The sequence below is a fragment of the Agrobacterium sp. 5Ca50 genome (genome assembly GCF_055381905.1).
The window spans coordinates 3,381,734-3,402,682 of the sequence record NZ_AP026438.1; the positions used below are offsets into that span (position 1 = coordinate 3,381,734).

19 protein-coding genes and 1 riboswitch are annotated in these 20,949 nt (G+C 56.5%); of the genes, 5 read left to right on the forward strand and 14 right to left on the reverse strand.

Translation table 11 applies throughout. The annotated features are described in order from the left end of the window. Positions 1 to 90: 90 nt before the first annotated feature. The 3 genes from ACZ5FM_RS16235 to cobA all read right to left on the reverse strand — a co-directional run bounded on the left by ACZ5FM_RS16235 (position 91) and on the right by cobA (position 3,815). Positions 91 to 1,623 (reverse strand): acyl-CoA carboxylase subunit beta, encoded by a 1,533-nt coding sequence (locus tag ACZ5FM_RS16235; protein ID WP_464039233.1) that lies wholly within the window; start codon positions 1,621 to 1,623, stop codon positions 91 to 93. 96 nt (positions 1,624 to 1,719) lie between these two features. After that, positions 1,720 to 3,033, reverse strand: a complete 1,314-nt coding sequence (locus ACZ5FM_RS16240; RefSeq protein ID WP_464039234.1) for a cobyrinate a,c-diamide synthase — start codon at positions 3,031 to 3,033, stop codon at positions 1,720 to 1,722. Continuing rightward, positions 3,030 to 3,815 carry a uroporphyrinogen-III C-methyltransferase gene (gene cobA / locus ACZ5FM_RS16245; RefSeq protein WP_250984351.1) on the reverse strand — a complete coding sequence of 262 codons (786 nt, stop codon included), beginning with the start codon at positions 3,813 to 3,815 and terminating at the stop codon, positions 3,030 to 3,032. Before cobA ends, ACZ5FM_RS16240 begins: the two co-directional genes overlap by 4 nt. 58 nt (positions 3,816 to 3,873) lie before the next feature. Here cobA and ACZ5FM_RS16250 point away from each other — a divergent pair, with 58 nt between their 5' ends. Continuing rightward, positions 3,874 to 5,004, forward strand: a complete 1,131-nt coding sequence (locus ACZ5FM_RS16250; RefSeq protein WP_464039235.1) for a cobalt-precorrin-5B (C(1))-methyltransferase — start codon at positions 3,874 to 3,876, stop codon at positions 5,002 to 5,004. On the opposite strand, the gene cobM is transcribed toward ACZ5FM_RS16250, so the two are convergent. The 3 genes from cobM to cbiE are packed head-to-tail and all read right to left on the reverse strand — an operon-like array spanning position 4,959 to position 7,371. Continuing rightward, positions 4,959 to 5,732, reverse strand: a complete 774-nt coding sequence (gene cobM / locus ACZ5FM_RS16255) for a precorrin-4 C(11)-methyltransferase (RefSeq protein WP_464039236.1) — start codon at positions 5,730 to 5,732, stop codon at positions 4,959 to 4,961. The two genes, ACZ5FM_RS16250 and cobM, sit on opposite strands and share 46 nt — an antisense overlap. Next, entirely contained in the window at positions 5,729 to 6,106 is a 378-nt protein-coding gene (locus ACZ5FM_RS16260; RefSeq protein WP_259148979.1) for a cobalamin biosynthesis protein, read from the reverse strand. Before ACZ5FM_RS16260 ends, cobM begins: the two co-directional genes overlap by 4 nt. Then, positions 6,103 to 7,371 (reverse strand): precorrin-6y C5,15-methyltransferase (decarboxylating) subunit CbiE, encoded by a 1,269-nt coding sequence (cbiE, locus tag ACZ5FM_RS16265; protein ID WP_464039237.1) that lies wholly within the window; start codon positions 7,369 to 7,371, stop codon positions 6,103 to 6,105. Before cbiE ends, ACZ5FM_RS16260 begins: the two co-directional genes overlap by 4 nt. Between cbiE and ACZ5FM_RS16270 the strand changes: the two genes are divergently transcribed. Further along, complete coding sequence (locus tag ACZ5FM_RS16270) at positions 7,370 to 8,137, forward strand: cobalt-precorrin-6A reductase (RefSeq protein ID WP_464039238.1); 768 nt, start codon at positions 7,370 to 7,372, stop codon at positions 8,135 to 8,137. The two genes, cbiE and ACZ5FM_RS16270, sit on opposite strands and share 2 nt — an antisense overlap. On the opposite strand, the gene ACZ5FM_RS16275 is transcribed toward ACZ5FM_RS16270, so the two are convergent. Genes ACZ5FM_RS16275 through ACZ5FM_RS16305 form a run of 7 tightly spaced genes read right to left on the reverse strand, consistent with a single transcriptional unit; the run spans position 8,104 to position 16,408 of the window. Further along, positions 8,104 to 8,865 (reverse strand): precorrin-3B C(17)-methyltransferase, encoded by a 762-nt coding sequence (locus ACZ5FM_RS16275; RefSeq protein ID WP_464039239.1) that lies wholly within the window; start codon positions 8,863 to 8,865, stop codon positions 8,104 to 8,106. The two genes, ACZ5FM_RS16270 and ACZ5FM_RS16275, sit on opposite strands and share 34 nt — an antisense overlap. Then, positions 8,862 to 9,611 (reverse strand): precorrin-2 C(20)-methyltransferase, encoded by a 750-nt coding sequence (locus tag ACZ5FM_RS16280; protein WP_275643417.1) that lies wholly within the window; start codon positions 9,609 to 9,611, stop codon positions 8,862 to 8,864. The genes ACZ5FM_RS16275 and ACZ5FM_RS16280 overlap by 4 nt, the downstream gene beginning before the upstream one ends. Beyond that, a complete protein-coding gene (locus ACZ5FM_RS16285; protein WP_464039240.1) occupies positions 9,608 to 10,240 on the reverse strand; it encodes a precorrin-8X methylmutase in 633 nt (210 codons plus the stop codon). Before ACZ5FM_RS16285 ends, ACZ5FM_RS16280 begins: the two co-directional genes overlap by 4 nt. Next, positions 10,240 to 11,598, reverse strand: coding sequence for a precorrin-3B synthase (gene cobG / locus ACZ5FM_RS16290; protein ID WP_464039241.1), 1,359 nt, complete (start codon positions 11,596 to 11,598; stop codon positions 10,240 to 10,242). Before cobG ends, ACZ5FM_RS16285 begins: the two co-directional genes overlap by 1 nt. Next, positions 11,595 to 14,945 (reverse strand): cobaltochelatase subunit CobN, encoded by a 3,351-nt coding sequence (cobN, locus tag ACZ5FM_RS16295; protein ID WP_464039242.1) that lies wholly within the window; start codon positions 14,943 to 14,945, stop codon positions 11,595 to 11,597. Before cobN ends, cobG begins: the two co-directional genes overlap by 4 nt. A 3-nt stretch (positions 14,946 to 14,948) precedes the next feature. After that, positions 14,949 to 15,986 (reverse strand): cobalamin biosynthesis protein CobW, encoded by a 1,038-nt coding sequence (gene cobW, locus ACZ5FM_RS16300; RefSeq protein WP_192490566.1) that lies wholly within the window; start codon positions 15,984 to 15,986, stop codon positions 14,949 to 14,951. Continuing rightward, entirely contained in the window at positions 15,983 to 16,408 is a 426-nt protein-coding gene (locus ACZ5FM_RS16305; protein ID WP_464039243.1) for a DUF1636 family protein, read from the reverse strand. Before ACZ5FM_RS16305 ends, cobW begins: the two co-directional genes overlap by 4 nt. A gap of 123 nt (positions 16,409 to 16,531) precedes the next feature. Next, positions 16,532 to 16,744: riboswitch (cobalamin riboswitch) on the reverse strand. 134 nt (positions 16,745 to 16,878) lie between these two features. Here ACZ5FM_RS16305 and cobO point away from each other — a divergent pair. Next, positions 16,879 to 17,496, forward strand: a complete 618-nt coding sequence (gene cobO / locus ACZ5FM_RS16310) for a cob(I)yrinic acid a,c-diamide adenosyltransferase (protein WP_259148968.1) — start codon at positions 16,879 to 16,881, stop codon at positions 17,494 to 17,496. A gap of 11 nt (positions 17,497 to 17,507) precedes the next feature. After that, the gene (locus tag ACZ5FM_RS16315; RefSeq protein ID WP_259148965.1) at positions 17,508 to 18,965 is read left to right on the forward strand and encodes a cobyric acid synthase; all 1,458 of its coding nucleotides are present in this window, start codon (positions 17,508 to 17,510) and stop codon (positions 18,963 to 18,965) included. Here the strand turns inward: ACZ5FM_RS16315 and cbiB are convergent. After that, a complete protein-coding gene (gene cbiB / locus ACZ5FM_RS16320) occupies positions 18,952 to 19,917 on the reverse strand; it encodes an adenosylcobinamide-phosphate synthase CbiB (protein ID WP_464039244.1) in 966 nt (321 codons plus the stop codon). The genes ACZ5FM_RS16315 and cbiB overlap by 14 nt on opposite strands. On the opposite strand from cbiB, the gene cobD reads away from it, so the two are divergent. Continuing rightward, positions 19,916 to 20,947 carry a threonine-phosphate decarboxylase CobD gene (gene cobD, locus ACZ5FM_RS16325; protein ID WP_464039245.1) on the forward strand — a complete coding sequence of 344 codons (1,032 nt, stop codon included), beginning with the start codon at positions 19,916 to 19,918 and terminating at the stop codon, positions 20,945 to 20,947. The two genes, cbiB and cobD, sit on opposite strands and share 2 nt — an antisense overlap. Positions 20,948 to 20,949 lie beyond the last annotated feature (2 nt).

Below are 20,949 nucleotides of genomic sequence, written 5' to 3' on the forward strand. Positions count from 1 at the left end.
CAAAATGTGTCCTTGTTCCTGAAATGGCGCATCCGGAAAACCGGAATGACCCGGAAGCAATATAGTAAGGCCTCCAAAGCATTTCTGCCCCTATAACGGAATTGTATCGTGTTTTTTCCACCGTACGTCCACCTGCTTGCCACGCAGTGACGCAAAAGCCCGGGCAATACGACGGCGAGAGGAATGCGGCATGATGACCTCGTCAATGAAACCGCGCTCCGCCGCCACAAACGGATTGGCGAAACGCTCTTCATATTCCTTGGTGCGAGCAGCAATTTTCTCCGGATCAGCCAATTCAGAGCGATAGAGAATTTCGGTGGCCCCCTTGGCGCCCATCACCGCGATTTCAGCCGTTGGCCAGGCGTAATTGATATCGGCACCAATATGTTTTGATGCCATCACGTCATAGGCACCACCATAGGCCTTGCGGGTAATCAGCGTCACCATCGGCACTGTTGCCTCGGAATAGGCATAAAGCAGTTTTGCACCATGCTTGATGACACCGCCATATTCCTGGGCCGTGCCGGGAAGAAAACCTGGGACATCGACCAGCGTCAGCAGGGGAATGTTAAATGCATCACAGAACCGCACGAAACGTGCAGCCTTACGCGAGGAATCAATATCAAGGCAGCCCGCCAGCACCATCGGCTGGTTGGCGACTACCCCCACAGTCTGCCCCTCCAGCCTGATAAAACCGGTGATGATGTTTTTGGCAAAGGCTTCCTGAAGTTCGAAAAAATCGCCTTCGTCAGCCAATGCGTGGATCAGTTCCTTCATATCGTAAGGTTTGGCTGAATTGTCTGGCACCAGCGTATCAAGCCGCATTTCAAGCCGTGCAGGATCATCGAAATGCGGTCTTACCGGCGCTTTCTCACGGTTGTTTGCCGGCAGAAAGTCAAACAACAGCCGCACCTGTTCCAAGGTCTCGATGTCGTTTTCGTAGGCGCCATCAGCAACGGAAGACTTCTTTGTATGGGTTCCGGCTCCACCCAGTTCCTCAGCCGTAACAATTTCATTGGTGACGGTTTTCACTACATCCGGCCCGGTCACGAACATGTAGGAGGTGTCACGAACCATGAAAATGAAATCTGTCATGGCAGGCGAATAGACCGCACCACCTGCGCATGGCCCCATGATGACAGAGATCTGCGGCACGACGCCCGACGCAATGACGTTGCGCTTGAAGACTTCCGCGTAACCGCCAAGTGAGGCAACGCCTTCCTGAATGCGGGCTCCGCCACTATCATTGAGGCCGATGGTCGGCGCACCATTGCGCACCGCCATATCCATGATCTTGCAGATTTTTTGCGCATGAGTTTCAGAAAGAGACCCGCCCAGAACGGTAAAATCCTGTGCAAACACATAAACCTGGCGTCCGTTGATCGTTCCCCAGCCGGTCACAACACCATCCCCGGCAATCTTTTGGCTTTCCATACCAAAATCCACCGCACGGTGGGTGACATACATGTCGTATTCTTCGAAAGAGCCCTCATCGAGCAGCACATCAATGCGCTCGCGTGCTGTCAGCTTGCCTTTGGCATGTTGCGCATCGATACGCTTCTGCCCGCCACCAAGACGCGCCTCGGCACGGCGTTCCTGCAACTCTTCAAGAACTGACGGCATTGCTCCTCCCCCAATCACCAAATCAACCTTATGACAGACCGACAAGGGAGGCTATTCAGCCAAAAGTCGCAAGGATTAAATCCATGGCTGGCAATTTCAGCCTTTGGCGATGGCGTGGAAAAACGTGCCGGTAACATGACCGCGCCGTCCGCCGGAAGGACCAAGTGGCCGTCCCTGGCCATCGGCAATCTCTGCAAATGGCGCATCATGACCGGGTTCCGTCACCCGCGCATAATGGAACTCGTGCCCGCGCAAGACGTCACCGGCCGAACCGACAGGACCGTCAACGGCAATGGTTGCCTGCCGGTAGCCCAGATTCATCTTGCGTTTGGCAAAGCTGGTCGAATGCGACAGAAGACCCGTCATGGCATGGGTGACACCCTGCGCATCTTCCAGCGCTTCACCCAGAACCATGTAACCACCGCACTCGCCATGAACCGGTTTGCTTTCAGCAAAACGTGATAGGCCTGCTTTGAAGTTTGCAGCAGTACCGAGCGTTGCAGCATGCAGTTCCGGATATCCACCCGGCAACCAGCAGACGTCACAATCATCCCGCGGCGCCTCATCGGCCAGTGGCGAAAACGGAATGATTTCGGCACCTGCCGCCCGCCAATGTTTGTCGAGATGCGGATAGAGGAAGGTAAAAGCAGCGTCCTGCGCCAAAGCGATACGTTGGCCTGGCGGCGCAATCGCGGTTTCACGTGAACCACAATCAAGACTGACGGGTGCTGCGAGTGCCATCAGCGCATCGAGATCAAGCGACTTTTCCATCGCATCGGCCAAGGCCTCGATATGGGCATCAATTTCGGGATGCTCACTGGCCTGTACCAATCCCAGGTGTCGTTCTGGCAAAACCAGCGACGGATCGCGCATCACGCACCCAGCGACAGGCAAGCCGATTTTTTCAATGGCATCGGTGCACAGCGTGCGGTGTCTTTCGCTGCCCGCCCGGTTCAGCACAACAGCAGACATTTTTACGTCAGGATCATAATGGGCAAAACCATAGGCAACCGCTGCCGCGGTTTGCGATTGGCCAGAGACATCCAGCACCAGCAGAACCGGAATGCCGAAAAGCCGCGCCAGATCGGCAGCGCATCCAGTGCGATTTTCGGCAACCGGAATACCATCAAATAGACCCATGGCACTTTCAATCAGCAGCAGCTCCGCACCATCAGCCTGCTCGGCAAACAAGTGCTGCAACAGGTCCGGCTGCATCGCCCAGCTATCCAGATTAAGGCCCGGCGTCCCCGTCGCAACCGCATGAAAGCCGGGATCGATGTAATCCGGACCAGTCTTCACGCCACGGACCTTCACGCCACGGCGTGCGAAAGCCCGCAGCAAGCCAATTGTTACGCTGGTCTTGCCAGACCCGGAACGGGGTGCGCCGATGATGAGTGCGCGCGCAGTCATTCTTTCACTCCAAGGCGAGACCGCATCGAGACGATGTCACCGATCACAATCAGTGCCGGCGCTTCAAACTGTTCGCGCTCGGCATCTGCAGCAATCGTCTCCAGACGACTGGTGAAAATCCGTTCCTGTGGCGTGGTTGCAGACATGATGACCGCAACCGGCGTTTCAGGCGCACGCCCGCCCTGCATCAGCATGGAAACGATCTTTTCGATGTTTTTCAGTCCCATATAAACCACAACAGGCTCATTGGTTTTAGCCAATGCTAGCCAGTCGACGTCATCGTCAGTGCCGGCGGCATGCCCGGTTGCAAGTGTGATAGCCCGGCTGATACCACGCATGGTGACAGGAATGGAGGCTGACGCCAAAGCCGTCAGTGACGAGGTCATACCAGGAAGCACCCGAAACGGAATGCCTGCATCCACCAGAGCTTCCGCTTCTTCGCCACCACGACCGAAAACAAAGGGATCGCCACCCTTAAGACGTAAAACTCTTTTACCCTGACGGGCGAAATCAATCAGCGATGCAGTAATATCGTCCTGCACAGCAGAGGGTTTTCCCCCACGCTTGCCCGCAAAAACAATCTCCGCCTGTGGCGCAAGCTTGAGAACCATGTCGCTTACCAAGGCGTCGCGTACGATGATGTCAGCCTGTCCCAAGGCCGCAGCCACTTCCAGCGTCAGATAACGCGGGTCGCCGGGACCGGCACCGGCCAGCCAGACATGTCCCGGCTGGAGATGCGGACCAGTGGACATGATGCTGTTGAGAATTTCGGCTGTCGTCATTGTCTTTACTTGCTGTTTAACGATGACGGAAAAGCCGCCACCGGTTATAGGAATGGTCATGGAAACGGATGGAAAAAACCTTCGCCGCGGCTGGACCACGGGCACTTGCGCAACCGCAGCGACGAAAGCTGCCTGCGCCGCCCTGTTGACCGGCGATTTTCCATACCCTGTCGAGGTGGAACTTCCAAGCGGTGCCAGACCGGGCTTTTCGCTTGCCACCCATGAAATGGGCACAGATTACGCCCGAGCCGGGGTTATCAAGGATGCGGGTGACGATCCTGATGTCACCCATGGGGCGCTGATTGAAAGCACTGTCAGACGCGGCCAACCGGGAAGCGGAATTGTTTTCAAGGCAGGGCAGGGCGTCGGCGTCGTTACCCGTCCCGGTCTGCCGTTGCCGGTTGGAGAGCCGGCTATAAACCCGGTTCCCCGCAAGATGATGGAAACCGCAATTCATGAAGTCGCCGGTGCCAACGCCGATTTTGAAGTCGAGATTTCCGTTCAGGACGGCGCAAAAATTGCCGAGAGAACCCTGAATGGCAGACTTGGCATTGTCGGCGGCATTTCCATTCTCGGCACCACCGGTGTGGTTATTCCCTTTTCCTGCTCGGCATGGATCCACTCCATCTGGCGCGGCATCGATGTGGCGCGCGCGGCCGGTCTGACCCATGTCCTCGGTGCCACCGGCAATACCTCCGAAAAAGCCGGACAGGCTTTTTACGGGCTGGATGAAATCGCACTCATCGATATGGGCGATTTTATTGGCGGTATGCTGAAATATCTGCGCAGCCATCCCGTTGAAAAAGTGACCATTGCCGGCGGCGTCGCCAAGATGACCAAGCTGGCGCAAGGCATGCTGGATGTACACTCCAAACGTGGCCTTGCCGATCTTGATGCGCTGGCGGCTTTGGCCAGCGAGGCCGGCGCCGAGGCAGCGCTTATCGACCAGATAACTTCCGCCAACACGGTTGCCCATGCGTTTGAAATGGCCGAAACCAACGGTATCGATCTGGGCGCCGTGGTGGCCAAAAAAGCGTGGGTCACCGCTGCAGCGGCGCTGAAGCATCCCGATATGTCGCTGGAAATCCTCGTTTTTGACCGCCTTGGCATACTCAAGGGCCAAAGTGGCTTCGCCTGCTCGGTTCACGCGTCTGCATTCCCCTTGGGTGAACGGAACCTGCGGACATAGTCTGTGCTGTAAAGCGCGCTTTCACGGAAATCTTCCGAAGCAAGGCCCTTGCCGACAAAGATCAATGCGGTACGCCCAACCGGTTCCTCAGCAAGTTTTGCCTCGATGTCCCCAAGCGTTCCACGGATAATCCGCTCCTCTGGCCAAGAGGCACGCACCACGATGGCCACCGGGCAATCACCGCCATAAAGCGGTGTCAGCTCTTCAACCACCTTGGCAATGGCGTGAATGGCAAGATGAATGGCAAGTGTTGCCCCTGTCGCACCAAATGCCCTAAGGTTTTCCGTCTCCGGCATTTTGGAGGCGCGACCAGACACACGGGTCAACACAAGGCTTTGCGCCACCTCCGGTACAGTCAGTTCCCGCTTTAAGGTGGCCGCTGCTGCTGCAAAGGAGGGCACGCCAGGCGTTACCGTATAATCCAGCCCAAGACGTTCAAGTCGGCGGATTTGTTCACCCATGGCACTCCAGACCGAAAGGTCGCCCGAATGCAAACGCGCCACGTCCTTGCCTTCACGGGCAGCCGCAGCATATTCCGCTTCGATTTCATCCAGCGACAAGGCCGCCGTATCAACAATACGTGCGCCGGGCGGGCAATAATCCAGCAACGCCTTTGGCACCAGTGATCCCGCATAAAGGCAGACCGGGCAGGCGGCGATCAGATCACGCCCGCGCACTGTAATGAGGTCTGCAGCGCCCGGACCGGCACCAATAAAATGAACTGTCATTCCTGATCTCCTGACGTGGCAATTGCCACCGTAATCTCATTGATCACCATACGCGGCGCGATAAGTCTTGAACTTGGTCCCAATGCCGCAAGGGCCGAGGCCTCACTGAGGCTTGGGGAACCGGAATGCGCTTCGCTTACTGCCGAGCGGGTGAGGGTGCGGCTCGCCGCCTGTTCAAAATCTGCCTGCGCCACGACAACAAAGGCCATGTTGCGTATGGTTGCGGCCTCCAGCAAAGCTGGCTCGTCAGCCTTTAACGGTGCCGTGGCGATAAAGTCGATATTGACCTTATGCTGCCTGGCCGCCTCATCCAACGCCGCCATGACCGCTTCAACGCTGACGCCCTTGCGGCATCCAATGCCCGCAACAATCACGCTGTTTCTCCTGGTTTTACCCAGGACCATTGGGTGACCGGCATGGCCGGACGCCAGCCTTGCATGCTACCGACCGGTGTAGCACGCGATACTTCCAGCCGGATCAGTGAACCGCCAAGCCGGGCTTGAGCGGCCAGCAACACGGCCTCCATTTCCAACGTCACAGCATTAGCGACCAATCGACCACCTGGCTTCAACGCTCTGACTGCGCCATCCAGCACGCCAGCTTCACTGCCGCCGCCGCCGATAAAGATTGCATCCGGCACCGGCAAACCCTCAAAAGCATGAGGTGCAGTACCGATGACAACTTCCAGCCCCGGAACACCAAAGTTTTCGGCATTACGAACAGCGCGTTCTGCCCGCTCCGCATTCTGCTCGATGCCGATGGCCCTGAGGGACGGGTGCGACAGCATCCATTCAATCCCAATGGAGCCGGAACCCGCACCGATATCCCAGAGAACTTCGCCATAACGGGGGGCAAGCGATGACAAAGTCACGGCGCGAATTTCCCGTTTGGTGATCTGGCCATCATGCTCAAACAGGGTGTCGTCGAGACCGCTCGTAAATGGCAAGACACGCGCTGTTTTATGCGCAACCACGTCCACCGCCAGCACATTCAGGGGATCAACATCAGTGAATGAAAATGCAGAGGCCTTTGTTTGCCGTAGTGTTTCACGTGAACCACCCAAGGCCTCGAGCAATGTCAATTCCGAAGTGCCGAAACCAGTCTCCGTCAAAAGCTCCGCCACCAGGGCAGGCGCCTTGTCATCGGATGTCAAAACTATGAGTTTTGCGTCCGGCTGCAAATACGGACGGATGAGATCAATCGAACGACCATGCAAGGACACACATTCGACATCCTGTAACGCCCAGCCGAGCCTTGATGCGGCAAGCGAAAACGCCGATGGCGCGGGATAAGAGAGGGTTTCCTCTGCCGCCACATGCCGCAGAAGCGTGACGCCGACCCCGTAAAAGAACGGATCGCCAGAGGCCAACACGCAGACTTTTTTGCCGCGCAGCGCCACGACGTCGGCCATTGCGACATCAAACGGCACCGGCCAGGATTTCGCGTCGCCCTTAATCGCGTCGGCAGCAAGTACAAGATGTCTTTTGCCACCAAACACAAATTCTGCTTCCTCAATGGCAAGGCGGGCATTTTGGCTGATGCCATGCAGCCCGTCTTCGCCAATACCGACGATCGAAAGCCAAGAGGTTTGTGCCTTTTCGGTGGAAGCCTGTCCATTTCCGGCATATTCAGAAGCCATGACACGTTCCATTCTTATTCTTGGCGGTACCGCCGATGCCCGTATTCTCTCGGGCAAACTGGCGGAAGAATCCGGCTATCGGATATTGCTTTCTATGGCAGGACGCACTCGCGAGCCTGTCAAACAGCCGGTTCCGGTGCGCATTGGCGGTTTTGGCGGAGCAGATGGTCTTGCTTCCTTTATCATGGAAAATGCGTTTGATCTGCTGATTGATGCGACGCATCCCTACGCCGCACTTATCTCTGCCAATGCCGTTCATGCTGCGCAGCAGGCGCAAGTGCCGCTGATTGCGCTGGAGCGGGCGCCGTGGCAAAGGCAGGTGGGTGACCGCTGGCAGGCCGTTGCCGATGTCAATACGGCGGTCGGCGCAGTGGGCTCCAGCAGCAAGAATGCCTTCCTTGCGCTTGGTCGCCAGGAGCTCTTGCCATTTGAGGCCGCGCCCCAACATCATTACCTGGTCCGCAGCGTCGATCCGGTTGAACCACCTCTCAATGTGCCCGATGCCCGTTACATCACCGCGCGCGGACCCTTTGTACTGGAGGACGAGATTACCATGCTGCGCGATAACCGGATCGACATCATCGTGTCCAAAAATTCCGGCGGCACGGCGGCTTATGGTAAGATCGAAGCGGCGCGGCAGCTGGGCATCGAGGTGGTGATGATCGAACGCCCGCCGCATCCCTGCGCCGCGACGGTACCCAATATCGAAGCTGCGCTCACCGCCATTAAGCATCAGCTTTCCCTTTTGGAAAACCGTGGTGAATAAACAATCGGTTCTTCGCCATCGCGCATGATAAGCCGGGTTTCTTCGGTACCGACGATAATGCAGGTTGCCATGTCGGCCATATCGCTTGTCGCTTCCGACAGCGGCACAACACGGATACGTTCGTCAACACGCCCTGCCGCACGGCCGAAAATAACCGGCACCGTGCCCGGTAGATGGGCTCGCAACACCTCGAATGCAGTCGACAACTGATGCGGGCGTGCCTTGCTGACCGGATTATAAAACGCCATGACAAAGCCGGCACCTGCCGCCGCAATCAGGCGCTTTTCAATCAGCGGCCAAGACTTGAGATTGTCCGAGAGCGATATTGCGCAGAAGTCATGCCCAAGAGGAGCACCAGCCTTGGCCGCAACCGCCAGCATGGCCGTCACACCTGGCACCACCGAAAATTCAATATCGCGCCACGCGTCAGGACCATTTTCAATGGCTTCACAGACCGCCGCAGCCATGGCGAAAACGCCGGGATCACCACCGGATACCACGCAGACATTGCCACCCGCCGCAGCGAGCGTCAGCGCGGCTTCGGCGCGGGAGATTTCCTCGCGATTGTCAGAGGCGTGGCGACGCTGATCCGGCCGCAAGGACAGGCGGTCGAGATAGGGAATATAGCCGAAAAAATCGTCTGCCGCTTCCACAGCTGCCAGAGCTTGCGGTGTTATCTGCGCCAGATTGCCCGGACCAAGTCCAACAACGGTAAGACGGCCGCTCATGGACGGTCCTTCCAGCCAGGAACCAGAACAAGCGAAAAATAGGGAGCCGGAGAACTGTCCCGCTCGCGCATCGGAATGGCCGCACTGTTCGCCATCGTGCCACGCTCGACATAAAGCGCGCTCTCCAGCTTGCCTGCCTTTTCCAGTGCCTTGCGAATTTTGGGCAGGTTGCGTCCGACCTTCATGATAACAGCACCGTCAGTGCCAGACAGACGTTCTGCGAGGATGTCTTCCGAGAGCGTGCCAGGCAGGACACTCAAGATATCATCGCCCTGTACCAGTGGAAGACCAGTCATCGACCAGCAACCAGACATCGCCGTGATACCCGCCACCACTTCCGCCGGATACGATGGCGCAAGTCGCAAATGCAGATGCATATAGGAACCATAAAACAGCGGGTCGCCCTCGGACAGCACCGCGACATTACGTCCCTGATCCAGATGAACGGCAATATCCTTGGCCGACTGATCAAAGAATCCGGCTATCGCACCGCGATAGTCCTCGCCGTTCTTATCGCTTTCCACCGTAACTGGGTAAACCAGCGGCATCTCGATGGTGCCTGGTCGGATGAAAGCCTCGACAATACCGCGTCCATTGCCGGTGCTGCCTTTTTTGCAGAAGAACGCCAGCACATCGGCAGTTTCAATGGCGCGAACGGCTTTCAAGGTCAAAAGCTCAGGATCACCCGGGCCGGTGCCAACACCAATCAGCTTGCCTTTGACATTTTCAAGAAGAGCAGCACTCACAGACCCGCCCTCGCGATGGCATTAACCGCGGCAGCAGTCATGGCCGAACCACCCAGGCGTCCCTTGACGATGGCGTAGGGAATGCCGAGCGGGCTGACCTCCAAAGCATCTTTCGATTCCGCAGCCCCGACAAAACCAACCGGCATGCCGATAATGGCGGCCGGACGCACTCCGCCCTTGTCAAGCATCTCAAGCAGATAGAACAGCGCGGTTGGCGCGTTGCCAATGGCCACAAGCGCGCCATCAAGCTTATCTGCCCACAGATCAAGCGCTGCTGCCGACCGGGTATTGCCAATCTGTTTGGCGAGCTCAGGCGTGCGCGGATCACGCAAGGTGCAGATCACTTCGTTATCGGTCGGAAGACGTGCGTGGGTAACGCCACGCGCAACCATCTCAGCGTCACACAAAACAGGTTTACCGGCCTGCAATGCACCACGCGCAGCGACAACAAAGTCTTTGGAGAAACGGAAGTGCTGCGCGGCTTCGACCTGTCCGCAGGCATGGATCATACGGATCGCAATGTCAGCCTCATCAACTGTGAACGCAGAAAGGTCGGCTTCCTCGCGGATAATGGCGAATGAGCGTTCGTAGATGGCATTACCATCGCGGATGTAATCGTAGTCGGTCATCAATTATCCTGTTGGAGCAGCGCGCTGACGGTTTCGCTTCCCAAACGGGAAAAAAATGTACGCGCGTTTTCTCCGGGCTTATGTTCTTTTTCGTAAAGCTGGGCAAGCCGCGAAAGCGCAGCCTTTTGTGCGCCAATCGGCAGAATAGCAGTTGGTGGGTCTCCGACACGCGCTGAAAGGCCAAAAGCCAGACCTTCAGCACGGCCGTGAAAAGCCAAAAGCGCTGGTGAGGGATGTGCACATCCCTTGGCGCAGCCTGATAAATGCAGCGTAAATGATCCGTCCAGTATCGAGCCACATTCAGCAGCTGCATGGTCTGCAAGCGCATGGGTCGGCATGAAGGCTGAACCACAGGCTGGAGCACCCGGACAGACGGCGATGGCAGATCGGGGATCTCTTGCCATTGTCACAAAACCAGCCGTGGCAGCATAGGAAAGCAACTCTCGGCAATCCGCTTCGCGGCCACAAAATATCAGTGAATGTGACGGCCCGGGCCTGACATTTGCCAACCCCAGAATGGTTGCCTGTTGAAAGAGCGATGCCAGAACGTCGGCCGAGATTTGCCCGAATGCCGGTGCAAGCCCGACGGCAAAGAAACCATCACCCAACGGCATCAGACCGTAAGGCAAATCTACGACGCATCTGGAAGCATCATCAATATCTCGGTCCAGCAACCGTTCAGCGCAGACAGCACGCACCGTTGACAAATCCAAATCACGTCCACGTGCATCTGGCCCGATTGTCGCAAGGTGCGAAAGCAGATCAATGACCACACAAGCAGCGTGTTCCTGGCGCAGCAAACCGGCCCTCAAAGCCTTATTTTCCGCGCCACCCAGCATCAATTGCCAAAATATGCCGTCATCTAGTGTGACAGCGTTCAGACGGATATCAGCGAGCAAATCACCGAGAATGACATGGCCGCCGCCATCAACGATAACCGACATCTTTGCCGCCAGCCTGTCGTGAAGATCAAGCTTTTCAGCCGATAAACGAATCCGGCTTATGATATTTCGTGTGTCCGCAATTGCGGTTTGGTCGATACCAGCCAGCGGCGACGTTTCAACGGCCAGGCCTTGGCGAATAGGCATGCCAAGCTGCAAAACATCACGCTCCAACCCAGTCGCACTTTGTACTGTCAGACCACGAAACTGAAGCCCGCCACGGGCGGTGATATCAACCAGACCATTGCCGTGCCGGGTGGCCAATGCGCAAAGTGTGACAAAATCCTGCGGAGACACATAACCGGTAAAGGCTACCCGAGACAGCAACCCGTCACCGGTCTGCATCGGTGCAGACAGTGCCGGACAAACACCGCGACGCGAAAATGGCTGTACATCGGAAAGCGGCAATGCACTCATGTTGCCACCCGCATCTGTCGGGGTGTGAGCAGCATTTCCAACTCCGCGTCCACGGCGTTACGACGGCTGTGCCAGAGATTTCGGCGGCGGGCAGAGATAAAGCGCTGCGCCATTAATTCTGCAGCCTGCGGATTTTCTTGCAGAATAAAATCCCGAACCGCCTCATCGCCAAAATAGGCATCATAAAGCGCCTCGATCAGCGATGACGGAACGACATGAGTGGTTTCAGCAAATCCTATCAGTCGATCAACCGTTTCGGCAAATTCGGCAGCACCACGCGGACCATGCCGCATTTGTCCGGCGATGAACCGTGGATTGACTGCGCGAGCCCGCACCACACGGGTCAAAGCTTGGGCGATGGATCTTGCCCTTGGGCGAGCCGGATCAGTGGTGTCCAGTGCCACGACATCTGCGGCTTGACCAAGTGCCGCCTTGGCTGCCGCAAAACCACCAATAAAGGCGACATCCGATGAACCATCGAGAAGATCGCGTCCAGGATCATCACCAGTATGGATCAGAAATTCAGCCTTTTTCACCTGACCAGCAAAGCCGGTATCAGCAAAGACATCCAAACCGTCGGCACCGCCAAAGGCATGGCTAGCAGCATCAAGATAGATTTGCCCCAATTCATCGCGCTCATCCCAGCGGCCATTTGCCAGTTTTTCTTCAATCCCCGCTCCATAAGTGCCGGGTGCAGAACCGAAGATACGCGAGGGAATACGACCCAGAGTGACCGCTTCCTCAGCCAGTGGATTATCGCCGGGCGCTTCTTCACGCTGCGCAATCGCCTTGGCCGCAGCATCCAGCAGCGCAATGAGAGCTGGAAACATGTCGCGGAACAGGCCGGAAATACGGAATGTAACATCCACTCTGGGACGTCCAAGCGCAGCCGGTGGCAAAACTTCGATCCCAGTCACCCGGCCAGTGGCAGGATCATAGATCGGCCTTGCCCCCATCAGATGCAGAGCTTGCCCGACATCCTCGCCACCATTGCGTAAGGAGGCCGATCCCCAGAGGTCGAAAACCAGATGTTTTGGCCAATCACCGTTGCTTTGCAGATAATGCCGCAACACCTCTTCACCCGCCATCCGGCCCAGTTCAAACGCCGTTGGTGTGGGCATGGTGCGCGGATCGGCAGCGTAAAGATTGCGCCCGGTCGGCAACACATCCAGCCTGCCACGCGCAGGAGCACCTGACGGGCCGGGAACTATGTGCTGGCCGTCCAGCGCTGCCAACAAAGCAACTTTTTCTGCGGTTGCACTTTGAGTTCTCAGCGGGTCCTGTTCACCATCCACCGCGCGCCCAAACACGTGCTGGCCATCCTTGATGGCAAAATCCTTGAGATCGCAGAGAAAAGCATCAATGCGCGACAGCGCGGTATCGGCATCGTCACCCAAGTCAACGCCGGCGTCAGCTGCCAGGCCCGTATCGCGCGCTTTTTCAACGATCAGCGTGGCCAGTCTATCGCGGCGGCGGCGGTCCAGACCATCGGCCTGCGCATATTCATCAACAAGCTGCTCCAGCGCCGCCTGATCTGGTGAGAGTCCGGCATCCACAAGTGCAGGCGGAATATGCCCAATGGTTACGGCAGCAATACGCCGTTTGGCGACGGCAGCTTCACCCGGATTGGACACGATAAATGGATAGATGACAGGCAGCGGTCCGGTAACAATTTCCGGAAAACAGGCTTGCGACAGCGCAACGGTTTTACCCGGCAACCATTCAAGGGTGCCATGGGCACCCACATGGATCACAGCATGCGCGTTAAGCTTTTCACGCATCCAGGCACCAAAAGCCACCAATGCATGACGCGGCGGCAAGGCAGGATCGTGATAATCAACACGCCGGTCTTCGTTGCGTCCGCGATCAGGAGCAAGTGCGACCGTCACCGCGCCGAAATGCGCTGCTCTAAAATGGAAATGACCATCAGTAACGACATCGTCCAGTGCCGCGTCACCCCAGGTGTCTTGTAAGGCCTGAAGGGCAGACGAGGGAAGGGATGCGCAAAAGGCGGCATAGTCAGCCTGCGAAAGATCAGCTGTTTCACCTTCAATACGATCCAGCAAACCGCGTGCGGTTTCAGGGATGTTTTCAACGCGGTAACCAGCATCACGCAGGTCACGCATCATCTCCAGCACGCTCTGTGGCACATCCAGACCAACAGCATATCCGGTTCGGCCCGGTGCGGCACCGGGATAGTCCGGCATCAGAATGAGGAGGCGTCGATCAGATGGTTCTGCACTCTTGAGCCGAAGAAAAGCTTGGACGCGTGCAGCAACCTGCTCGACGCGATCAGCCTCAGTGACGTTTACCAGCCCTTGCCCACCCTGCGGATCAAGCTGCTTGAACGAGATGGCCCCAGCCAGAATGCGCCCGTCCAGCTCTGGCAGCACCACATGCATGGCAAGATCAGACGGGTTGAGACCGCGCATATTGTCGACCCAACCATCATGACGTGTTGTCGCCATGATGACCTGAAAAACCGGAACGCCCAATCGGTCGAAAAGCGTATCGCCAACATCGTCGGTGTGGCTTGCAAAAGCAGTCGCAGCGATGATCGCTGCAGGTTCCAACAGAGGCAGCTTCTCCTCTAGAAACCGAATTGCCTCAGCGTCCTTCAGGCCGCTGACGAAAATCGGCAATGGCGCAAACCCACGCCTTTCCAAAGCCGCAAACAACGCATCGACAGGCGCGATATCCGCCGCCAGCAACATCGAGCGGTAAAACAACATTGGCAAGACAGGTGCATCGGGAGCAAAGCCATCCAATGCTCGCTCAAGATCGACAAACCCCTCACCGGGTCGGTAGAAGCCGGCCTTTGGCAACGGGTCTGGTACGATCTCTGGCCATGCTTGACCCTTGGAAAGGGCCGTTAGACCGGTCGAAAGCCGCGCCATATTGACAGCGCCGCCTTCGCGGAAAAATGACAGGATTGCCGAAAGAGTAGAAGCATCAACAGTCGATGCCGCTTCCAGCTTTTCGTCCCGTTCACTGCATTCACCGGGCAAAAGGACCAGTTTGATGCCACGTCGCCTAGCCATCAAACCAAGCTGATCGACACCGTAACGCCAACGATCTGCACCGCCGAGAATCCGGATAAGGATCAGTTTCGCCTTTTCCGCCGTCTTCTCAATCCAGAGATCGACAGACATGGGATGGCGAAGTTCGGACAGGTTGGCAGAGACGAGCGAGAGGGAGCCAGCACATGCCTGCGTCCAACCGCGCTCCAGACCTGCCAGATCGCTGCTAGAAAAAGATAACACCACCACATCCGCCTGTGGCTGGTTGAGATCAACCGGCTCGATCAGGTCGTCGAGAGACGAAGATGTGGTGGCGAGAATATGCATGGATCAGGCCGCAAGCATCTTTTCGATTTTTGCGCGATCGATACCCTTTTCACCAATAACCACCAGACGGCTGCGGCGGGTTTCGCCTGCTGCCCAAGGGCGGTCAAAGTAATGATTGACGCGCGAACCTACTGCCTGCACCTGCAGGCGCATAGGCTTGGCGGAAACCTCGACAAATCCCTTGATGCGCAGCACGTTTTCCGCAGCGGCTGTTTCAGCGATACGGGACGCCAGAGCTTCAGGGTCACTTACCGCGGACAATTCCACAACGAAGCTGTCGAACTCGTCGTGATCGTGGTCTTCTTCCTCATCGTGATGGGTATGGCGATTTTCAATGTCGTCTTCCACAGCAAGACCAAGACCGATCAGGACAGCGGGATCAATGGCGCCATTGGACGCTACAACGATCTTTGCAGCCTTGGGCAGATGTTCGCCAATATGCGCCTTGGCGCGTTCCAGACCTTCGGCATCCAGCAGATCGCCCTTGGTCAGGACGATAAGGTCAGCGCAGGCAATCTGGTCTTCGAACACTTCTTCAACTGGATCATCATGGTCAAGCGCCTCGTCATTGGCACGCTGGGCAGCAAGAGCATCCAGATCATGCGAGACCATGCCTTCTGCAAGTGCAGCACCGTCGGCAACAGCGATAACAGCATCCACCGTGACGCGGCTTTTGATTGCCGGCCACTGGAACGCCTGCACCAGAGGCTTCGGCAGGGCAAGGCCGGAAGTTTCGATCAAAATATGCTCCACCTTCGGCTGACGGCTGAGGATCTGCTCGATCGCTGGCTGAAAATCATCGGCAACCGTGCAGCAAATGCAGCCATTTGCCAGTTCAACGATATTTTCTTCCGGGCAGCTTTCGATACCGCAGCCCTTGAGGATTTCGCCATCAATGCCAACATCGCCAAACTCATTGACGATAATCGCAAGACGCTTGCCTTCCAGTTTTTCCAGAAGACCACGCAGAAGCGTGGTTTTTCCAGCACCCAGAAAACCGGTGACGATGGTGCAAGGGACACGGTCCAGCGAATTGCTCATGATTTTTCCTCTGTGTAATCAAATGGTGGAATACGGGCAATCATGCCGCGTTTCAAACTGTCGGGACGTCCGCGCCAAGGCATAAGACCGTCCGGCGCACTGGCAAGCAATTGCGCGCCGATCAGCAGGTCGTCAGCATCGTCTTGTGCAAGGCCGCCAAAAATATAGGACCAGCCATCAACACTGCGAATACTGGCGCTCAAACCACGCTTGCAATTGGCAAGACAATTGACGCTACGTACCTCGATGCCAACATCCTGGGCCTTCGCGATAGCGGCAGATGACAAAAGCGCGCCGGGTCGGGGATCGGCATTCGGATCGTCCTCGCTGCGACAGTTTCGGCAGACAAATACAACGACACCATCAGCGGTGCCGTTTTGTGTTTTACCGTCAAGGCAGGGTGACGTTGCCGTAATATCCAAATCCGTATTCGCTTTCCGCGCCTTCAAAAAAATCATGGGGTGCGGTTATCGAAAACGGCAATTCATCGCGATGAGAGCCAGATATTCGATCGGTTCGACTGACCGGAGCACCCCGCCCGACAGACGTATTTTCCTGAAACGGCAGGTCTCCTGGCTTGCGGCTTATGGCGCCCGTGTCGCCGCCTTCCCGAACATATGTCCAGTGGCGTTTCGGCGTGGGCTGACCGCTTACAGTTGCGGGGGCAGCCACGGAGTGGCCCGTCAAATCGGGGCGGAACCGTGTTCCCTCTTAGCTTTTCCCGTTGCCGGAAAAAGACCGTCAGTGATTTACACTTAGGCGCAACCGCTGCTGCGGTCAATGCAAAGCCCACATGCCGCCAGCATTGCCGGGTGAGGCAAATTGGCTATAGTTGCCGCTTCGCAAATAGCAGATAAGCGTTTTTAGACATAGCAATGACAGGAATACCGCCATGACCCGCGAGATTACCGAGACTGAGGCCGAGCGTCACCGCCAAAAAATGGTCAATCGCAAAGCCGTCCAGGATGCCGAAGTCGCGGAAAAAACGGTCGAAAAAGGGCTTTTGATCGTCAATACCGGACCGGGTAAAGGCAAGTCTACCGCGGCCTTCGGTCTGGCGCTGCGCATGCTTGGCAATGGCCGCCGCGTCGGTGTCGTGCAGTTCATAAAGGGCGCTTGGGCGACCGGTGAACAACAAGCCTTGACTCTGTTCGGAGACCGCGTCGAATGGCGCACCATGGGCGAAGGTTTCACGTGGGACACTCAAGATCTGAAACGCGATGTCGCCGCAGCCGCCAAGGCATGGGCGGAAGCAAAGACGCTTATGGAGGACAAAACGATCGGACTTCTTGTCCTCGACGAGTTGAACATTGCTCTCCGCTACGAATATCTTGACCTGAACGACGTGATCGAGACATTGCAGAACCGTAGCCCCGATTTGCATGTTGTCGTCACCGGCCGTAACGCCAAGCAGCCTTTGATCGATGCTGCTGATATGGTGACTGAGATGACGCTGGTGAAGCATCACTTCAAGGCTGGCGTCAAAGCCCAGGCCGGTATCGAGTTTTAGGATAAAACCACATGGCAGCACGCGTTCTGATGTTTCAGGGCACCGGCTCTGATGTCGGCAAATCGCTTATGGTCGCAGGCCTTGCCCGCGCCTTTGTCAAACGTGGCTTGTCGGTGCTGCCATTCAAACCTCAAAACATGTCCAACAATGCTGCTGTGACCGCTGACGGCGGTGAAATTGGCCGCGCCCAGGCGCTACAGGCGCGCGCTGCCGGCGTTCCTCTATCTGTTCACATGAACCCGGTGCTGTTGAAGCCGCAAAGCGAAACCGGTGCGCAGGTGGTTGTGCAGGGAAAGGTCATTGGTAATGCTAAGGCTGCCGATTACCAGCATATGAAGGCAGGTCTGATGCCGCATGTGTTAGAGAGTTTGGAACGTCTTAAGTCACAAGCTGATCTGGTGCTGGTCGAAGGTGCTGGCAGTGCCTCCGAAGTCAATCTGCGCGCCAATGATATTGCCAATATGGGATTTGCCCGTGCCGCCGATGCACCCGTCATTCTGATCGGCGATATTGACCGAGGAGGCGTTATCGCCAGCCTGGTTGGCACCAAAACGGTTCTGGACCTGGATGATGCGGCGATGATCGAGGGATTTATCGTCAACCGTTTCCGCGGCGATCCAACACTGTTCGACAATGGAATGCGGATCATTGCCGACAAAACCGGATGGCGCAGCATAGGCCTTCTGCCTCACTTTGCCGAGGCGCAACAGCTACCGGCCGAAGACGCGCTTGGCCTGAGTGGGCCCGCCACACAAAAGCCCGGCGCAAAAATCCGTATTGCAGTGCCGATCCTGCCGCATATTTCCAATTTTGATGATCTCGATCCTCTCGACATGGAAGAGACTGTCGAACTTGTCAGGGTGAGACCCGGACAGACCATTCCAGCCGATTGCGCGCTGGTTCTCCTGTGCGGATCAAAGTCGACAATTGCTGATCTGGAAGTGCTGAAAAAGTCCGGGCTTGATATCGATATCAAGTCTCACGTCAGACGCGGCGGTTATGTGCTGGGCCTGTGTGGCGGCTATCAGATGCTGGGCAACACGATCGCCGACCCAAAGGGCATCGAAGGACCGCCAGCCACGGTCGAGGGTTTGGGCCTGCTTGACGCCGACACCGTTTTGACAGGCGATAAGCGCCTCGCCTCGGTGACCGGTTCAAGTTTCGACGGTACTTCATTCTCCGGCTATGAAATGCACGTCGGCATTACCACTGGTAAAGACTGCGACCGACCGTTTTCATCTGTCGATGATCACATTGAAGGGGCGATTTCACCGGCGGGGCGTGTTCTCGGCACCTACATCCACGGTCTTTTTGCCGATGATCGACAAAGAGGCGTGTGGCTGGAGCGGTTAGGTGGCAGCAGTTCGGCACTCAATTACGAACAGCAGGTTGATGAAGTCCTTGATCGATTGGCGGCCCATATGGAAACTCATCTCGATCTGGACAGACTTTTGGCTATCGCCCGATAACAAGAACTAGACAACCAAACAGCGCAATCAGCAATCCATCGGCGATCCGTGTCAGCTTCAAGGCGCGACGAATGTCGGCGGCCGTCAAGTCACGACGTCCACCTCTGCCCATAAAACGTGCCTCAATCATCTGGCCATCATAGGAACGCGGGCCAGCAAGCGCGTAGCCCAAAGCACCGGCAAGTGCCGCTTCCGGCCATCCAGCGTTGGGAGAGCGATGATGATGCGCATCACGTTTGATGGCATTCAGCGCACGCTTGGGAGACGCGTCCTTTACGAACACGGCAGCAACAACAAACAGATAACCAGTCAGACGTGAGGCTGGCAGATTGACCAGGTCATCCAGCTTGGCTGATGCCTTGCCAAAGGCTTCATAACGCTTGTTGCGGTGGCCGATCATGCTGTCTGCCGTGTTGATAGCCTTATAGGCTGCACCACCGGGCAAACCCAACATGCCGATCCAGAAAGCGGGGGCAACGATGCCATCGGAAAAATTTTCAGCCAGACTTTCAATCGCTGCCCGGCATACAGCGGCTTCATCAAGCTGCTCCGGGTCACGGCCGACAATCATCGAAACGGCTTTGCGACCACCTTCCAACCCTTCGGTCTCAAGTGCGATTGCAACCGCCTCGACATGCTGCTCAAGGCTTTTCTGCGCGGGCAATGCAGCGCAAACGATCGCCACAAACAAAAGGCCAAGGGGCAGAAGAAACAAAACGGACTGCACCAGCGATGCCAGAAAAATGGTCACCACCAGCAAAACAATCAACGCCGTCATACCCATGACTTTTCGTTTTGCAAAATCGTCACTCTCCCGGTTCCATTTTTTATCGAGGAGCGCAATAAACGAACCAACCCATGTCACGGGGTGCCCGATACGGGCAAAAAGCCAGTTCGGATAACCGGTGAACCGTTCGATCAGCAGCGACAGGAAGGCGAGAGCGAAAAACATGGACAGTCCAATAGCAGAAAAGATTGAGCCTGTGATCCTGCACGGTGGAAATCTTGCCCGCGCCCGTAGCCTGTTTCCACAGGCGCCAGCCCCCTGGATCGATCTTTCGACCGGCATCAATCCAATTTCCTATCCACATTCGCCCATTCCGGCAGAGGCTTTTTCGCGCCTGCCAGAACCAGCATTGGCAGAGATACTTAGAGAACGCGCTGCACGCGCCTATGGGGCGCGCTCTGCTGCCCACGTTGCGGCGGCACCGGGCACGCAGATCTTGCTGCCGCTGGTTTCTGAGCTGGCAAAAAAATCGGCCAAACCAAAAGCTGTTATTCTGTCACCTACCTATGCCGAACATGCCCGCGCTGCACGATTGAATGGGTTTGAGGTGATCGAGACGGATGACTTTGCGACGCTTTCAACGGCTGACCTCGCCATCGTCGTCAATCCAAATAATCCGACCGGTCGCGTCATCTCGAAATCAGACCTTTTAGCGCTGGCCACAGCACTGAAGGTAAAAGGTGGCACGCTGATTGTCGATGAAGCATTTGGTGACGCTGGCGACGGTTATGAAAGCCTGTGCGGTGATGTCGATCAGGGCGGTATTGTTGTATTGCGCTCATTCGGCAAGTTTTACGGCATGGCAGGTTTAAGACTTGGCTTTGCAGTGACAACAGCGCAGACCGTTGGCCTGTTGGAAAACCGTCTCGGTCCCTGGGCCATTTCTGGTCCCGCGCTCCACATTGCCACGGAAGCACTGAACGACAAGCATTGGCAGGTGGATATGCGTCTGCACCTTCGGCAAAAGTCAGAACGACTGGATGAGGTGCTGTACGCTGCCGGCCTGACGGTATCAGGTGGCACCAATCTCTTCCGGCTGGTCCGCCATGAAAATGCAGGCAAGATTTTCAGCCATCTTGGCGAACATGGCATTCTGGTGCGCGCCTTTGAAGAGAGACCGCAAGATTTGCGTTTCGGACTGCCGGGACGCCAGGAAGAATGGCAGCGGCTTCGTGATGCCTTGAAAGGCGTGTAATA